15 protein-coding genes are annotated in these 15,590 nt (G+C 70.4%); 5 read left to right on the top strand and 10 right to left on the bottom strand.

Annotation, left to right across the window (positions count from 1 at the left end; translation table 11 throughout):
- Positions 1-153: 153 nt before the first annotated feature.
- The 7 genes from G6N61_RS04185 to G6N61_RS04155 all read right to left on the bottom strand — a co-directional run bounded on the left by G6N61_RS04185 (position 154) and on the right by G6N61_RS04155 (position 7,996).
- The gene (locus tag G6N61_RS04185) at positions 154-1,833 is read right to left on the bottom strand and encodes a tetratricopeptide repeat protein (protein ID WP_163917389.1); all 1,680 of its coding nucleotides are present in this window, start codon (positions 1,831-1,833) and stop codon (positions 154-156) included.
- Positions 1,778-2,848: a hypothetical protein gene (locus G6N61_RS04180; RefSeq protein ID WP_163917388.1), complete on the bottom strand. Its 1,071-nt coding sequence runs from the start codon at positions 2,846-2,848 to the stop codon at positions 1,778-1,780. The genes G6N61_RS04185 and G6N61_RS04180 overlap by 56 nt, the downstream gene beginning before the upstream one ends.
- Before the next feature lie 35 nt (positions 2,849-2,883).
- A complete protein-coding gene (locus G6N61_RS04175) occupies positions 2,884-3,468 on the bottom strand; it encodes a TetR/AcrR family transcriptional regulator (RefSeq protein WP_163917387.1) in 585 nt (194 codons plus the stop codon).
- 98 nt (positions 3,469-3,566) lie between these two features.
- Positions 3,567-5,177 (bottom strand): SulP family inorganic anion transporter, encoded by a 1,611-nt coding sequence (locus tag G6N61_RS04170; RefSeq protein WP_163917386.1) that lies wholly within the window; start codon positions 5,175-5,177, stop codon positions 3,567-3,569.
- Positions 5,178-5,189: 12 nt separating this feature from the next.
- The gene (locus tag G6N61_RS04165) at positions 5,190-5,873 is read right to left on the bottom strand and encodes a cysteine hydrolase family protein (RefSeq protein ID WP_163917385.1); all 684 of its coding nucleotides are present in this window, start codon (positions 5,871-5,873) and stop codon (positions 5,190-5,192) included.
- A complete protein-coding gene (locus tag G6N61_RS04160; protein ID WP_163917384.1) occupies positions 5,870-7,270 on the bottom strand; it encodes an allophanate hydrolase in 1,401 nt (466 codons plus the stop codon). Before G6N61_RS04160 ends, G6N61_RS04165 begins: the two co-directional genes overlap by 4 nt.
- A 57-nt stretch (positions 7,271-7,327) precedes the next feature.
- Positions 7,328-7,996, bottom strand: a complete 669-nt coding sequence (locus G6N61_RS04155) for a GntR family transcriptional regulator (RefSeq protein WP_163917383.1) — start codon at positions 7,994-7,996, stop codon at positions 7,328-7,330.
- A 79-nt stretch (positions 7,997-8,075) separates the two neighbouring features.
- On the opposite strand from G6N61_RS04155, the gene G6N61_RS04150 reads away from it, so the two are divergent.
- A complete protein-coding gene (locus G6N61_RS04150; RefSeq protein ID WP_163917382.1) occupies positions 8,076-8,720 on the top strand; it encodes a DUF5701 family protein in 645 nt (214 codons plus the stop codon).
- Here the strand turns inward: G6N61_RS04150 and G6N61_RS04145 are convergent.
- Positions 8,717-10,249 carry an FAD-dependent oxidoreductase gene (locus G6N61_RS04145; RefSeq protein WP_163917381.1) on the bottom strand — a complete coding sequence of 511 codons (1,533 nt, stop codon included), beginning with the start codon at positions 10,247-10,249 and terminating at the stop codon, positions 8,717-8,719. The genes G6N61_RS04150 and G6N61_RS04145 overlap by 4 nt on opposite strands.
- An 85-nt stretch (positions 10,250-10,334) precedes the next feature.
- Between G6N61_RS04145 and G6N61_RS04140 the strand changes: the two genes are divergently transcribed.
- Complete coding sequence (locus G6N61_RS04140; protein WP_163917380.1) at positions 10,335-10,904, top strand: TetR/AcrR family transcriptional regulator; 570 nt, start codon at positions 10,335-10,337, stop codon at positions 10,902-10,904.
- A gap of 36 nt (positions 10,905-10,940) precedes the next feature.
- Complete coding sequence (locus G6N61_RS04135) at positions 10,941-11,558, top strand: PaaI family thioesterase (RefSeq protein WP_163917379.1); 618 nt, start codon at positions 10,941-10,943, stop codon at positions 11,556-11,558.
- Positions 11,559-11,579: 21 nt separating this feature from the next.
- Here G6N61_RS04135 and G6N61_RS04130 read toward each other — a convergent pair whose 3' ends face one another.
- Positions 11,580-13,598: an FUSC family protein gene (locus G6N61_RS04130; RefSeq protein ID WP_235887404.1), complete on the bottom strand. Its 2,019-nt coding sequence runs from the start codon at positions 13,596-13,598 to the stop codon at positions 11,580-11,582.
- A gap of 56 nt (positions 13,599-13,654) precedes the next feature.
- Between G6N61_RS04130 and G6N61_RS04125 the strand changes: the two genes are divergently transcribed.
- Positions 13,655-14,365, top strand: a complete 711-nt coding sequence (locus tag G6N61_RS04125) for a hypothetical protein (RefSeq protein ID WP_170314452.1) — start codon at positions 13,655-13,657, stop codon at positions 14,363-14,365.
- 42 nt (positions 14,366-14,407) lie between these two features.
- The gene (locus G6N61_RS04120; RefSeq protein WP_163917378.1) at positions 14,408-15,166 is read left to right on the top strand and encodes an enoyl-CoA hydratase/isomerase family protein; all 759 of its coding nucleotides are present in this window, start codon (positions 14,408-14,410) and stop codon (positions 15,164-15,166) included.
- 1 nt (position 15,167) lies between these two features.
- Here the strand turns inward: G6N61_RS04120 and G6N61_RS04115 are convergent, their stop codons facing one another.
- Positions 15,168-15,362 carry a (2Fe-2S)-binding protein gene (locus tag G6N61_RS04115; protein WP_163917377.1) on the bottom strand — a complete coding sequence of 65 codons (195 nt, stop codon included), beginning with the start codon at positions 15,360-15,362 and terminating at the stop codon, positions 15,168-15,170.
- Between the last annotated feature and the right edge of the window lie 228 nt (positions 15,363-15,590).

Here is a 15,590-nt window from a genome sequence, read left to right as displayed (position 1 = left end):
GCCACGAAACCCCAAGACCAGCTCAACGGCGGTCTTGCGATTACCGAGCGGCACTCCATGCCTGGCGCCGCGACGCACGACGTGAGTTTGGTTCCCTCGTCGGACGTTGCCAAACCTGCACGTGCGGGGACGTTGCCACGCCGGCTTTGCTACCTAGGCGCAGCAGTCGGGCCCGCCAGCGTCCAGCCGGCACGCGCAGGAGGCCTCGATCGGCACGTCTGCCCTGGCTCTCGCGAACTGCAACTGGCGACCGATGATCGTCGCCTCGTCGTCGCGGCCGAGCCGGGTGAGGCACTCGTGGTAGCCGTGCAGACTCCACACGTTGCCGGGATGCTGGCACGAGCGGCTCAGCGTCGGGTCGAGACCGAGGTCGGCGGCGTAGACCGCCGCAGCCTCCTCGACGCGGCCCTGCTCGAGGAGCAGCGCGCCGTACGCGTGTCGGGTGGGCTGCATCCATCCCCACGGCTCGTCGTAGGGCAGCCCGTCGTCGAGGGCGATGGCCTGCCGTAGCGATTCGAAGGCCTCCTCGAAACGCCCTTCGCGATAGGCGATCTCGCCGTCGAGCATCGCGCGCCCGATCGCCAGGATGTCGCGGCCGGTGTTGTTGAACAGATAGCGGGTCTCCGGGATCGCGGCGTAGGCCGCCTCGAACGCGTCGCGTTCGGCGTGGGCCTCGGGCAGCCGACCGGTCGCGGCGTAGGCAACGCCGCGACCATAGTGCACCGTGGCGGTCGTCGTGCAGTACAGCAGCGGGTCCACGGGCAGCGGCTCGGCGATCAGCTCGTCCCAGCGCCCGAACCGCACCAGCACGTGGATGCGCAGCGGCACGAACGCCTCCAGCCAGTCGGCCATCGGAGGCGATTCGATCGCCAGCAGTTCGGGCGTCAACTGCTCCGCCAGTTCGCCCGCGGCCTGCAGCGCGACCTCCGATTGCCCCTCGAACATCGCGGAGTAGACGATGAAGTGCAGGTCGTGCGCCCGGTAGAGGGAGTAGAAGTTCACCGGCCCCGCCCGCTCGACGAACCGGTGATCCGCGCGTACGGCGGCCTGGTTGGCGATCACCGAGCTGCGGTAGTCACCGCACAGCACGTCGATGTGACTCGGCATGTGCTGGAGGTGACCGGCGTCCGGGACGAGGCCGCGGAGCAGGTCGGCCGCCGGCAGGGCCTCCTCGGGATGAGCCGACATCTCCATGGCGTGCACGTAGAGGTGCAGCACGCCAGGATGCACGCGACCGGTGGGGGTCGCCAGCGCCGCGTCGAGGATCCGCTTCGCCTCGACTACTCGCGAGCCGGGCGCGGGTTCTCCGGTGCGGCCGTCCCACAGCGCCCATGCGGTGACGTTGACCAGGGCGTCGGCGGCCAGCGCCTGGACGTCGACGTCGCCGGGATGGCGTTCGGCCAGACGTGCCATCGCATCGGCGTAGTCGACGCCGCCGGCGTCGAGGGCATCGGTGTCGGTCGGATCGGCCGTCGGGAAGCGCGCCGCCAGAGCGTCGATCAGGTCCCGCTCTACCTCCGACGCCCGGCCCGATGCGGCGCGGTCCAGTTCGGCGCGTGCCCGGGTGAGGCTCTCGACCAGGTCGACCGGGTCGAACGCCTCCCACGCCTTGTTGTAGTTGGGCCCCACGGAGTACGCGATGCCCCACCGTGCGACGGCCAGGTCGGGGTCCGCCTCCAGCGCACGCTCGAAGCACCGGACGGCCTCTTCGTGGTTGAACGCGTACGCCCAGACCATGCCCCGGTCGAACCACGTCTGCGCCTCGGGCGCCGCGGTGTCAATCGGCCGGTGATAGGACCCCAGGTCGTAGTACTGCTCCGTCACGCTGGTCATGGTGGGCACGATAGGCCTTCGCCGCCGCAGGGGCGAGCACTGCGCCCAAAGCGAGCACCGCTCCCGTCGCGGCCCAAATCACCAGCGTGACAAGTGGTGTCACCGCGCCGTGACCGTCGAAGTACTCGATGCTGCGCAGCAGCGCCACCCCTGAGCCCTGCGGCACGATGCCGTTGAGCGTCGTGTAGAAACCCGACAGCAGTGGCAGGCCCACGGGCCCTGCGGCCGCCGCGTTGCCGACGATGACCAGGAAGATGGTGAGCGACGCCGAGGCGATCGTGCCGAATGCGGCGGAGACGCCAGTGACCGCGCCGCTGACCGCCAGCGCGTACAGCCACAGCGCCCCGAATACCTGCCACGTGTGACCGGTGAGTGCGCCCAGCGCGGCGTCCACGTACACGGTGACCGCGCCGGCGAGGACGGCCGAGTATGCGACGAGGCTCAGCGTGCGCCTGGCCAGCGTCGCCAGATGCGTCACGCGTCCGACCAGGAAACCGAACACGGTGGCGCCCAACGACGCTCCGATCGACAGGAAGATCACCGCATAGAACTCGACCGTGCCCTGCGGATCGGCGGCCGACGTGGGGGCGACGTCGGTGATCACCGGGGTCAGGCCCGCCTTGGCGGCCACGCCCCGGCCCACGGAATCGGCGGCGTTGGCGACGCTGCGACCGCCGCCGCCCGCGACGTAGACCTCGAGTTCACCGGTGGGCGTGACGGCCATGCCGGCGTCGGTGCGGCGCTCGGTGACCTGCGTCCGCGCGGCGGCGGCGTCGGCGACGCGCGTGACGTCGAGTGCGTCCTGCTCCTGCATCGCGGTCACCAGCTGGTTGGGACCCGACACGGCGACGTCGAGGTGGTGCAGCGTCGGCTTGGCGAACGCGCCGGAGTAACTGGCGATCATCGCGACGACGAACACGGTCATGACTGCCATCACCAGCACCACTCGGCGCACGTCGGTGCGGGTGAGCTGGTGCTCGGTCGGTGTGGGCCGCGAATCGTTGTGCTTGCCCATGATGGGTTCCTCTTCCTTGGTCGGTACGCGCGTGGTCAGTGGGTGGTGGCGGGCAGACGCAGCAGTGCGTCGACGGTGTCCAGTGCGGTGGTCACGCGCCCGTGCAGGTCGGTGGCGTCGGGGTCCTCCATCCAGGACCGCAGCACCTCCTGGAAGCCGCCGACGAGGAAGCGGCTGACGGCCTCGGGGGACAGGCCGGGCTCGGCCGGATCGGCGCCGATCACCGCCAGCGCCTGCGCTGCTATCTCGTCGCAGGCGGGCAGCAGTTCGGCGCGGAAGGCGGCGACCACGCGCTGGGTGACGGCGCTGGGCACCACGTTGCGGTAGATGGCCCGGTGCTGGGCGGCCAGGTCGAACAGGCCCAGGATCCGGGTGCGGGCGTCGCCGTCGATGTCGCGGGTGGCGGTCCGGAACGCCGCGGTGAACGCGGTCGCCACGGCATCGTCGCGATCGGCGAAGTGGCGGTAGAAGACCTGCCTGCTGACACCGGCGCGGGTGACCAGGTCACCGACGGTGAGTTCGTCGACTGGCCGCTCGGCGGCAAGTGCCACCGCAGCGTCGCGCAGCTGGGCGCGGACGCGCTCGGCGCGGGGGTCGACGCTGTCGGATCGGCTGGCCATGCTTCGACTGTAGGCCACTTCGTAGACAGATGACTACGAAAACATAGGTTATCTATGACACCTCGGCGACCGGCGCGTGATGCACGTCTCGCGAGCAGTCAGTGGCCCGCCACCACGTCGGCCTCGTCGACCACCACCGGATCCTTGGCACCCGGCAGCAGCCAGTACAGCGCGCAGACCAGGCCGAAGAACAGGTAGCCCAGCGCGACGGGGGGATTGGCGGCCCAGGCCACCTCGGGCGCGTGGATGAGCCCGACGAACGACAGCACCGCGCCCACCGCCGCGGCGGCCGCCGCATAGAGGAACTTCTTGTCGAGGACGAACGTCACCATGGCCCCGAGGATCAGGCCCACCAGCACCGCACCCTCGCCGAGTGTCTTGAGGCCCTCGTACACCACGCCCGCGCCGTTGAGCGCCTCCATCCCGACCTCGCTCGCCGAGGTGCCTGCGGCGTTCAGCGCGTTGTCGATCAGGCCGTGAGCCCACTGCGCGAGGTTCGGCAGGATCGCGGCAACCACCGCGACCGCGTGCAACCGGGGCACGGCCTGGAAGGCCTGCGCCCCGATCAGCAGGCCGATGTAGAGCAGGATCGGCACGATCGCGGGCACCGGCAGCACGGCGTCGAGCACGCCGAAGAACCCGAGGAAGCACAGGATTCCGATGACGACGCCGCTGGCCAGCGAGTAGCCCGCCCTGCCGCCGGCGTCCTTCCAACCGGGGTGACCGATGTAGACCGCGGGCGGGAAGGGTGATCCGAACGCCGACCCGACGACCGCACCCGCACCGTCGGCGAGCAGGACGCTGCGCAGGTTGTAGTCGTCGCCGGCCGCGGCAGCGCTCTCCACGTTGCTCATCGCCTCGGTGAAGTTGTAGACGCCAAGCGGTATCGCGGTGCCGAGCAGGGGCGCCAGGTCGGCCAGGCCCGAGAACAGCATGTCCAGCCGCAGGTCGGGCACTCCGATCGCGATGTCCGACACCGCCTGAGCCACGTCGGGTGCCGACATGTAGCCGCCGATCCAGCCGATCGCGGTGCCGACGAGCAGTGCCGCTAAACCCACTGGAATGCCGAACGGCAGCTTCACGTCGGTGAAGAAGCCGATCAGGATGATCGCCAGCACCGGGAGGCCGATCCAGGCCGCCTCCCAGATCTGCGCGGCGGGTCGCATCGAGATGAACGTGATCGAGATGCCCGCGAGCGTGCCGAGCATGGCCGCGCGCGGAGTCAGCTTGCGGATGTACGGCCCGACGAACGCACCGATCATCACGATGATGCCGATGAGGAACGCCCACGCCAGCCCGGCCTGCCACGCCTGCATCGGGTCGTCGGTCGCGAGGTACACCGGCAGCATGACCACGAAGACCACGATGAACATGTGCGGCACGCTGGGTCCGTACGGCAGAGCCGTGACGTCCGAACGGTTCTCGCGGCGGGCCAGGCTACGCGCCAGGAACGTGTAGTAGAGGTTGCCCAGGATGAGCGCGACGCCCAGCGCGGGCAGCACGGTACCCAGGACGTCACCCGCGGGCACCGCGACGACGCCGATCATCAGCCCCGTCAGGGTGAGCACGTTGACCAGGATGTTGAAGCCGAGGCCGAAGAACGCGTTGGTGTCACCGCGCGTCCACCACGGGATGGCCGTCCGCGTTGCGGCGTCGGGTTGATCCGCGGGCGGAGGATCCACGGGGGTGTTCGTGACGTCGGTGGACATGGCCGGGTCCTCTCAGGCGGCGGTCGTGGCGAGCCCGCGGAGCGCGGGAATCACGGCCGAACTGTCGGCGACCCAGCCGAAGATGCCGCCCTGGGCCTTGATCATCTCCAGCCCGATGCGCTGGAAGTCGGGGAAGTACGAACCGACGCAATCGGATACGACGAGGCACTCGTAGCCCCGGTCGTTCGTCTCGCGCGTGGTCGTGTGCACGCACACCTCGGTCGTGACGCCGGTGACGAGCAACTGCGTGATGCCGGCGGAGACCAGGACGTCCTGCAGTTCGGTGGCGTAGAAGGCGCCCTTGCCAGGCTTGTCGATCACCAGTTCGCCGTCGACCGGCGCGAGTTCGTCGACGATGTCGTGCCCGTACTCGCCGCGGATCAGGATGCGCCCGTACTTGCCGGGGTCGCCGATGCGCTTCGACGGTGCACCCCGGGTCAGCTTGGCGGGCGGGCAATCCGACAGGTCCGGCTGGTGGCCCTCCCTGGTGTGGATCACCATGACGCCTGCCGTGCGGGCGGCGGCGATGAGGGCGGCCAGCGGGGGAACGACCTTGAGCAGCTGGCCGACGTCGTTGCCGAGGCTCTCGCCGAAGCCACCGGGCAGCAGGAAGTCCCGCTGCATGTCGATGACGATCAGGGCCGTGCGCCCTTCGGCGAGGGTGAACGGTGACGGTTCGGCGGCGACCTCGGTCATGCGGACTCCTCGATTCTGGCTGAGTGGTCGGTCGAACCCAGGGGAGCGGTCCGCGGTTCGTCGAGCAGCGTCGCCGCCACCTGCAGCACCGTGTCGTCGCTGAGCGCCGGGCCGAGCAGCATGGCGGAGTACGGCCGCCCGCCGGCCGTCACGCCGAGGGGGACGGCGACGCCGTTGAGGTCCAACAGGTTCCCGAAGTGGGTGTAGTGACCCAGCTTGGTGTTGCAGCCGATCGGGTCGGCGAGCACCTCGTCGACGGTGAAGGTGGTGCCGATGGTCGGGACCGCCAGGACGTCGACGTGCTCCCACACCCTGGCGACCGTGGCCTTCAGTTCCTGCAGCCGCTGTAGCGCGGCGAAAGCGTCGACGGCCGTGTACTTCTCGCCGCTGCGCAGGATCTCGCGCACCACGGGATGAATGGAATCTGGACGCTCGGCGAGGAAGTCGGCGAACTCGACCAGCCGTTCGGCCACCCACGGTCCCTGGTAGAGCAGTGCGCCTGCGGCGAGGAAGGGCGCCAGCGACACCTCGGTGCAGCCGTGCGACCGGTCGAGCTGGTTCCTGAACCCGAGATGCGCTGCCTGCATGTCGGTGTCGCCGAAGAACTCCAGCTCGCCGACCGGGGGCACGCCGACCCGCACACGCTCGCCGTCGTAGCGTGGGCCCCGGTCACGCGACCACGCATCACCGTCGTCGCGCGCCACCATCACGTCGAGGACGCGGTCGACGTCGTCGATGCTGCCCGCCATGACGCTGATGCAGTCGAGCGACTTGCACGCGGGAACTAGTCCCACCGTGCTGATCAGCCCGCGCGAGGGTTTGAAGCCGATCACGCCGTTCAGCGCGGCGGGCACGCGGCCGGAACCGGCGGTGTCGGTGGCGACGGCGAACGGCACCTGGCCGAGCGCGACCGCGAGGGCGGACCCGGAACTCGAACCGCCCGAGATCATCTCGCCGCCGTAGACGCTGCGCGGGATGGTGTGCGGGGTTCGGGTGCCGTTCAGTCCGGTGGCGAACTGATCGAGGTTGGTCTTGCCGACGTAGAGCGCACCCGCGTCGAGGAGGCGACGGACGGCCGGCGCGGTCGCGTCGGCCACGTAGGCATAGTCGGGGCAGGACAGCGTCGTCGGAACGCCCGCCACGTCGATGCTGTCCTTGACGCCGAACGGCACCCCGTAGAGGGGCAGGGTCCGCGCCCCCGGCCTGCCCTCGATCTCGGCGGCGGCGGCGAGCAGGGCTTCACGCGGGACGGTCGACAACCACGTGCCGTCGTCGCCGCGCGCGGCGATCGCGTCGGCGACCCTGGCCGCCGTCCTGGTGGGTGATCCGGTGCCACTCTCGTGCGAGGTGAGGATCTCGGCCACGGAAGGCCCCACACACGGCGCGTCGACGATCATGACTACCGATTGTCGACAAAATGATGGCGATTCTGGAACGTGCGTGTGTCGATCGTGTCAACGATCTGGCGACGACCGCCGATCGAGGTCGAGGTAGTGCAGGTGGCCGTGCGACTCGAGCGCGGCCACGACGGTGCCGAGGTCGTTGCGCCCCAGCGCCGTCAGGATCGCCTCGTGCCGGGCGATGCCGTCGTCGGCCCGGTGGTGGCGCGCCTCCTCCCGCAGGTTCATCGCCATGGGCAGCTGCAGCTTGAGCAGGATCGGCTCCAGCGCGATGTCGAGTTGCCGGTTGCCCGCGAGCCCCACCACGGCGGCGTGAAAGGCCCGGTGCGCATCGTCGCGGTCCAGATCGTCGGTGGCAGAACGCATCCGGTCCAGCGCGTCGCGCACCGGTACGATCGCCCGCTCGACGTCGGCGAGCGGCAGCACGCTCTCCATGGCGTGCCGTTCGAGAACGTGGCGCAACGCGAAGAGTTGCAGGACGTCCTCGGTCGACCACTCGGCCACCCTGGTGCCGCGCCGGGGCACGTAGTGGACCAGACCCTGCTGGCTCAGCAGCCGCAGCGCCTCTCGCAGTGGGGCCCGGCTGATTCGCAGGTCGGTGCACAGCTGTTCCTCGACGATCTTCTCGCCAGGGCGCAACGCGCCACTGAAGATCGCGTCACGCACCCGGCGCGCGGCGACGTCGACCAGAGTCCCCGCGGGCTCCTGCCTGCCCGTCGCCATGCCGGTCCTCTCGTGCGGGTGTCGTGCCGATGGCGACGATGGTAGGAACTTTCCCGCCGCTCCGCTTCGTTGCGTCCCCATGGTCACCGCCACCTCAGCCCTGCCCAGCCTCGCCGACCAGGCCGCCCGGCTCGTCGAACTAGACCTTCACCACCGCGCCGGCCTGTCCGCCTCCCGGTTGCGAAACCTCGCCACCACCGCCTCGGCAGGACCGGGCCTGCTCGCCGTCCACCCGGGCCTGCTGCCCGCGTCCGCCCTCGCCCCGCTGCTCCGGCACGCGGGCAAGCCCGGGTTCGTGGTCACCGACATGAGCGACGTCGACGAGTTCGAAGCCGTTGTCCCACTGCCGGACTCCGACGTCTACGTGGTGACCGACGTCGACCGCGGCGACGGCTACGCGAACTGGAGCCCCGACGAGGTGGACCCCGACCTGAGCGCTGCCGGCCGAACGCCGCTGACACTGACCGAGGGGTTGACGTGGCTGCTCCAGCAGCCCGGCGCACTCGAACGCAACCACTGCTTCATGACCATCGGCTCGCGCAAGCGCAAGCCGGGGGGTGCGCTCGACACCCGCACCCCGGCCATCTGGATCAGCAACGGCACGGGCCGCGACGGCGTCGCCAACCGGAACGCGCCCAAGGTCGGGTGGTGCTGGGCGGGCAACCGGCACACCTGGCTGGGCTTCGCCTCCGCCGCGGGCCGTCACCCGGTCGCGGCCGGCTAGCGGGGCGCGGGGGCCGCGACTTCGGCGCCGGCCGGCTGCAACCAGTGCTCCAGCCATCGCCCGAGCCGACGCCCGTCGGCTGGGCCACCCGCCGCGGCGAGGTAGCCGTCGGGGCGCACCAGCAGCCATGCGGGTCCCGCGGCCATCGCGTCGGGCAGCGTGACGCTGCGCACCGGCAGGACGCCCGTCCACAGCTCGCAGACGCGGCGGAGCTCGTCTGCACCATCGACGAGCAGGGTCGGCGACACCGGATCCAGCAGGTCGTAGAGCCGCCCTTCGGGCAGGCGCAGATCCGGAACGCGGTCACCGGCCCGCAGCGCACCCAGCCGGCCGCCACCGCGGGCCAGTGGCGCCCCACGGTAGGACGCGGCGATCTGCCCCAGCCGCGGCGCCGCCACGACCTGAACCCGGTTGCGCCGCACCAGTTTCGGCACGGCACGCACCAGCAGACCGTGCACGACGGGATTGGTCGAGTTGAACGCCTTGGTGGCGCGCTCGGTCATCGCGACCAGTTGGCGGATCACCGGCAGCCGGTCGGACCCATAGGTGTCGAGCAGTTCCGGGCGGGCGCTGCCTCGCAGCACCATCGCGAGTTTCCAGGACAGGTTGATCATGTCCTGGATCCCGGCGTTCATGCCCTGCCCGCCTGCCGGGCTGTGCACGTGGGCGGCGTCGCCGCCGAAGAACACCCGCCCCGATCGCAACGTCGTCATGTGCCTGCTGTTGATCCGGAACCGCGAACTCCAGGCCAGATCGTGGCAGCGAGCCGGAACGTGCACGGTGCGGTCGTAGAGCGCCTGCACGTCGGCCAGCGTCGGCTCGGCGGCGTCACCCGTGATGCCCTCGGGGTCGGTGGCCATGAACCGGAACCGGTCACCACCCATCGGGAACACTGCAAGGAAGCCGTTCGCGGCGAGGAAGATCGACAGTTGGTCATCGGGTAGATCACCCGACAGGCGCACGTCGCCGAGCACGTAGTCCTGGGGGAGCGACCGCCCCTCGAACGGTAGACCGAGCGCCTTGCGGACCGGGCTGTGCGATCCGTCGGCGGCGATGACGTACGACGCTGCGATGGTGCCGGAGTGTCCGTCCTGGTCGCGCACCACCACCCGGACGTCGTCGCCCTGGTCCAGGCCGACGAACTCGACGCCGCGTTCCACCGTGACGCCTAGCGCCGCCGCGTGTTCGGCCAGCAGGCGTTCGGTTTCGGATTGCGCTAGCATCAGGATGTAGTCGAATTCACTTGCCATGGTGCCGAACTCGATGCCGCCGAGGCGCTGGCCACCGGCGTGCAGAGCGGTGGCGCGCACGGGGTTGCCCAGCGACAGCAGCTCGTCGGCGATGCCGCGGGGCCGGAGCAGCTCGAGTGTCCTGGCCTGGATGCCGAGTGCCCGTGACGTCGACGAGGGTGCCGGTGCCTTGTCGATGATCCGGACGCCGACGCCGAGGCGGGCCAGTTCCACGGCGGCGGTGAGTCCCGTGGGACCGGCGCCGACGATGAGGACGGGGAGGTCTTCGGTGCGGGTCATCGAAACTCCTAAATCAACGGTTGATGACTTAGACGCTAGGTCGCGGTGCCGGAGTTGTCAACGATGGGCGACTTATGCTGTCTCCATGGCCACCACCCGCCCCCGCAACGCCACCGGAACCCGCGCCGACATCCTGGCCGCGGCCCGCGCGCGATTCGGGACGGACGGCTTCGATCGCACGACACTGCGCGCGATAGCCGCCGACGTGGGCGTCGACGCCGCGCTCGTGATCCGGTACTTCGGCAGCAAGCAGGACCTGTTCGCCGCCGCCGCCGACTTCACCATCGACCTGCCCGACCTGACCGGGGTGGACGCCGACCAGATCGCCGACGCCCTGTTGCCGAGGTTCTTCGCGGTCTGGGAGGACGACGCCACGTTCGTCGCACTGCTACGCGCCGCGATGACCAGCCCGACGGCTGCCGACGCGATGCGGAAGGTGTTCGCGACGCAGGTCGCACCGGCGCTGGCCGCCGTGGCCCCGGACCATCACGCGCAGCGGGCCGGGCTGATGGGCGCGTTCATCATCGGGCTCGCCACCACCAGGTACGTGCTGGCCAACCCCGCGGTGGCCAACCTCGGTCACGACGAACTCATCGCCTGGGCGCGGCCGGTGATCCGGCAGCTGCTCGTCGGGGATGCGCCGGTCGGACGGTGATTCGACACCGCGGATAGAACGTGTTCTAGTTCGTTCATGGTCGAGTTCACCGTCCAGAACCTCAACGGCGAAGAGGTCGAGCGGCTGCGCGGCGTGTTCGGGCCGTTCACCGACTCCGTCAGGGAACTGATCGACGCCACCATCCGCACGGAGGTCGACGCCGACGTCGTGGCGACCGCCAAGGCGGAGATCGACGCGATCACCGCCCGGCTGCGGAGCGCCCAACTCGACGGACCGTTCGGCGTGCGGTTGTCCGAGGGCGGCCAGATGCCCTGGGGCAACCCGGTGATCGGGCTGCGCAACCCCATCGCGCCGCCGCTGGTGATGCGGCGTTCGGCCGACGGCGGCATTCACGCCGACTTCCACCTCGGTGCCGCCTACGAGGGTCCGCCCGGCCACGTGCACGGGGGCGTCTCGGCACTGATCCTCGACCACGTGCTCGGTGAAGCCGCGAGTTCCGCGCAGAACCCGCGCCTCACCGGCACGATCTCCATGCGCTACCTCCGCACGACGCCACTGGGCGATCTGCACACCGAGGCCAGGATCGTGCGAACCGAGGGCGTCAAGACGTTCGCGGTCGGCCACATCGCCGACGCCGACGGCGTCACCGTCGAGGCCGAGGGCGTATTCATCACCCCGAAGTGGGCGCGCTGACCCAGGTGTGCGGAGCCGGCGTCAGTCGGGGATCGCCGTGGCGATGTCGACCAGCCGTTCGGTGACGGCATCGATCTCGGTCAACAACACCCGCGCCGACGCGTCGTCGACGTCGGAGAGTTCCGCGCGCACCCGGGCGGCTGCTGCGGTCAACACGTCGACGTCCAGCGTCCATGGCGAGCCTGCGGTCTGCGGGTCACCGCGCAGCGCCTCGACGAACTCGTCGACCGCACTGCGCAGCGCCGTGCTCGTCGTGGCAGCGCGCCGGGCGGGCAGGTTCGCCTCGAGCGCCGTGCACGACGCTGTCACCGCGTTCAGCCCGGCACGGTAAGAGCTGAGCCAGCGGCGCAGGTGCCTGTCGTTCATCAGGCCGCTCGCCGCCGCCGCCTCGAACGCCGCCCTGGCCCGGAACGCGCGCTCCCACGACGACGCCACCATCTCGCCGGGTCGGTCGACGTCGTGCACCGAGGCCTTGATGACCGTTGCGGCGTAGTCGATCTCGGCCTTGAGCAGTTCGCCGGCGCGTTGCCGCAGCCGGACGTCGTCGCGGTCGGGGAGCGCGACGTGAGCCAGCACGGCGAGCACACCACCGATCAGCGTCGCCAGGACGCGGTCGCCCATGGTCGCCAGGCTGGCCGCCCCGGAGACGTCGACGAAGAACACGATGGCCGCGGCCAGTGCGGCGCTGACCGCCACGTACCCCCAGCCGGACACCGCGTACGCGACGCCGAGCAGCACGACGGCGAACACCGCGGCGAACAGTCCTGCCGGGTGCAGCACCAGCGCGATGCCGGTCGCCAGGATCACCCCGGCGACGTTGCCCGCCACCCGCCCGGCGCACCGCGTGTAGGTGTGGGCCGTCTCCGGCCGCAGCACCATCACGACCGTCAGCGGAATCCAGTAGCCGTGCGCGACCTCGGCGACGCGGGCGATGGCGACGCCACACCCCGCCGCGAGCCCGAGGCGGATGGCGTGCCGCATCACCGGCGACTCCGCGCTCAACTGGTCGCGGATCATCGCCACGGCGTGCGCCAAGGTCCCGACCAGGCCGGGGCTATGCTGCACGCCCCCGTTGGCTTCGCTCCTGCCCGCCGGAACAACGTCGGCCGACCCGTCCCCGAACCGCAACGCAGCGGCATCCCTCAGCTGTGCGGAAAGCCGCCGCACCAATGGTGATTCAAGCTCAGCGGTGCTGGCCGCGACCGCATCGAAGCGACCCATCGCGTACCCGGTCGCCTTCGCGTTGGCCCGGGTGGGACGGGACACCGCATCGAGCACGTCGGCGGCAGCGGCGAGCACGCTCGACACGCCGTTGTCGCCGCGCGACCGCCCGGCCAGCGCGGCCAGTGTGACGGCAATCCGCTCCGGCAGGCCGTACCAGGCGCGGTAGGCGAGCGGGTGCCGCACGGCCTGGCCGTGGGTGAACGTGAAGGCCTCGCGCAGCGCCCGCAGCGGTTCCTGTTCGATGTGCCCAGACGGATCGGCGGCGAGCGCTCGAGCGTCCGCGGCCAGTGAGCGGTAGGCGCGGGTCAGTGCCTCGCGCTGCACGCGCCAACGCCGGCGCGGCCACAACCCGATCAAGGCGGCCTGGGCCAGCCCGCCGACGACGGCGAGCAGGACGGACGCCGACACCGTCGTCCAGGTCGGCGGCACGGGCGGAGCGGTGACGAGCAGCACGGCGGCCGCCGCTGCGATCAGTCCCGGGTTCGTGCCCGCCGCCCACGCCAGCCCAGCCAGGAAGCAGCCGACGGCGACGACTGCGATGAACGGCATCGAGTACGCCGACGTCGACGCCCCGACGAGCACCGCAAGCCCCATGGCCACCGACACCCCGACCACGAGCGGGATCCGGCCGTGCGGACTGTCCTGTAGCGCGGTCGCGCCCGCGATGGTGGCCGCGCCTGCGGCCGCCATGGCGGCGGTCGGACCCACGACCCACAGTCCGATCGCGGCGATCACGAGCACGCCCAGCAAGCTCCGCGCGACCGCACCGAAGTCCGGCACGCTCGGCCGCAGCGCCAGACCCTTGATCACGGCCACCTTTCTACCCCGACCGCGCCTGCCAACCCATCATTGCCGGTCGGTAGGTTCGATTCGTGGAGAAGCTGATCGTGACACTGCGCACCCCGGATGCCGACCAGACGTGGTGCGACCGGTTGCGCGGCGAGGTCGGCGAGGAGCTCCTCGACCTCGGCCTGGCCGGGCTCGCCGTCAACGTACGCGACGACGCGGTGCGCGATTCGTTCATGACGCTCACGACGCTCGATCCGCCGGTGGTCGCGGTGGTCACCATCTGGACCCAGCAGTACTACGGGCTGCCCACCCGTGCCGCGATCGCCACTCTCGATCGCGAATGCGACCGTCTCGCAGCGTATCTCGTCACCGAGTCGGTCCCAGTGGCTCCGCCCGACGAGTTGGGGGAGCGCACGCCCGGTCTGGCGAACGTCGCACTGCTGCGCCGGCCCGAGCACCTCGACGCCGCGACCTGGCTCGACCGGTGGCACGTCGACCACACGCCGGTCGCCATGGCGACGCAGTCGACGTTCGGCTACACCCAGAACACCGTCGTGCGGGCACTCACGCCCGACGCGCCGCACGTGTCCGCGATCGTGGAGGAGAACTTCCCCATCGAGGCGACGCGCGACCTGCACGCCTTCTTCGGGGCAGCCGACGACGCCGAACTCAGCGACCGGATGTCCCGGATGATGGCGAGCACGGCGGCGTTCGGCGCCAACGAGAACGTCGACACCGTGCCCACCAGCCGCTACCTCCTGCGCAGCCCGTTCTTGGCGGACGCCGGCACCTGACCCGGCCCCGGTCGGGCAGGCGCCGCCGCTTACGCTGCGAGCGTGCTCGTGCAGATCGACGACGACGGCGGCGTCCGTACCCTCACCCTGAACCGGCCGGAGGCGCTCAACGCGTTCAACGAGGCGCTGTACGACGCGACGACCGTGGCGTTGCGCGACGCAGACGCCGACCCGGACGTTGCGGTCGTGGTGCTCACGGGAACCGGAAGGGCCTTCTCGGCGGGCAACGACCTGGTCGAGATGCAGGCCCGCATCACCGATCCGGACTTCCAGTCCGGTGAACACGGCTTCCCCGGCATGATCGAGGCACTCACCGCGCTGCGCAAGCCGCTCATCCTGGCCGTCAACGGGCTGGGGGTGGGCATCGGCGCGACCATCCTCGGCTATGCCGACCTGGTGTTCATGGCGTCGAATGCACGGCTGAAGTGCCCGTTCACCAGCCTTGGGGTTGCCCCCGAGGCGGCCTCGTCCTATCTGCTGCCGCGGCTCATCGGTCGGCAGAATGCCGCTTGGATGCTGCTGTCGTCGGAATGGGTCGACGCCGACGAGGCTCTGCGGATGGGGCTCGCCTGGAAGTTGTGCGACCCGGAGGACCTGATGGCCGAGGCCGGGCGTCACGCCGCGGTACTGGCCTCGCGGTCGATCCCGAGCCTCATGGCGGTCAAGGAGACGATCGTCGACCCCACCCGTGACGCGATCGCCGAAGCCGCCAGACGCGAGTACGCCAAATTCGAGGTGCTGCTCGGGTCGGTCGCCAACGCCGACGCGCTGTCGGACTTCGCCGAGCGCAAGACGCAGTGAGCTAGCGCCCCGCGTGGACGGGGCAATCCCGGCGCTGCGCGCTGGCAGCGATGATCGACCGCACGGTGCGCTTGCATCGACCACAGTCAGAACCCGCACCGCACGCGTCGGCTATCTGCCGTGACGTGGACGCCCCGCCGGCTACGAGATCGGTGACCACCTGGCTCGTGACGCCGGTGCACAGGCAAACGAACATCAGCGGCCCCGTGCCATTTCGAATGGCGCGCCATTCGCTGGAAAGTGGCGCGCATCAATTCGACGCCGCTCGAATTCATCGGCCATTTCGGCGGTGCACGAGAATTGGGCGGCGCGCGGCGCGAACCACGAGTGGCTCCGGTCCGCGTCCATGGTTCCGCCTCACTTCGAGGGCGCCGTACGTGGATCACGGGCAGCGCCGCCTTCAAGTTAGCCCAGTCTAACCTTA

Origin of the sequence: Mycolicibacterium arabiense (genome assembly GCF_010731815.2) — a bacterium.
GTDB lineage: Bacteria > Actinomycetota > Actinomycetes > Mycobacteriales > Mycobacteriaceae > Mycobacterium > Mycobacterium arabiense.
The sequence above is the reverse complement of the archived record's forward strand: the minus strand, read 5'-3'. Positions and strand labels throughout refer to the sequence as shown.

Coding starts and splice junctions, on each gene's coding strand:
- G6N61_RS04185 (WP_163917389.1), bottom strand. CDS start 1,833: ATGACCAGCGTGACGGAGCAGTACTACGACCTGGGGTCCTATCACCGG.
- G6N61_RS04180 (WP_163917388.1), bottom strand. CDS start 2,848: ATGGGCAAGCACAACGATTCGCGGCCCACACCGACCGAGCACCAGCTC.
- G6N61_RS04175 (WP_163917387.1), bottom strand. CDS start 3,468: ATGGCCAGCCGATCCGACAGCGTCGACCCCCGCGCCGAGCGCGTCCGC.
- G6N61_RS04170 (WP_163917386.1), bottom strand. CDS start 5,177: ATGTCCACCGACGTCACGAACACCCCCGTGGATCCTCCGCCCGCGGAT.
- G6N61_RS04165 (WP_163917385.1), bottom strand. CDS start 5,873: ATGACCGAGGTCGCCGCCGAACCGTCACCGTTCACCCTCGCCGAAGGG.
- G6N61_RS04160 (WP_163917384.1), bottom strand. CDS start 7,270: ATGATCGTCGACGCGCCGTGTGTGGGGCCTTCCGTGGCCGAGATCCTC.
- G6N61_RS04155 (WP_163917383.1), bottom strand. CDS start 7,996: ATGGCGACGGGCAGGCAGGAGCCCGCGGGGACTCTGGTCGACGTCGCC.
- G6N61_RS04150 (WP_163917382.1), top strand. CDS start 8,076: ATGGTCACCGCCACCTCAGCCCTGCCCAGCCTCGCCGACCAGGCCGCC.
- G6N61_RS04145 (WP_163917381.1), bottom strand. CDS start 10,249: ATGACCCGCACCGAAGACCTCCCCGTCCTCATCGTCGGCGCCGGTCCC.
- G6N61_RS04140 (WP_163917380.1), top strand. CDS start 10,335: ATGGCCACCACCCGCCCCCGCAACGCCACCGGAACCCGCGCCGACATC.
- G6N61_RS04135 (WP_163917379.1), top strand. CDS start 10,941: ATGGTCGAGTTCACCGTCCAGAACCTCAACGGCGAAGAGGTCGAGCGG.
- G6N61_RS04115 (WP_163917377.1), bottom strand. CDS start 15,362: ATGTTCGTTTGCCTGTGCACCGGCGTCACGAGCCAGGTGGTCACCGAT.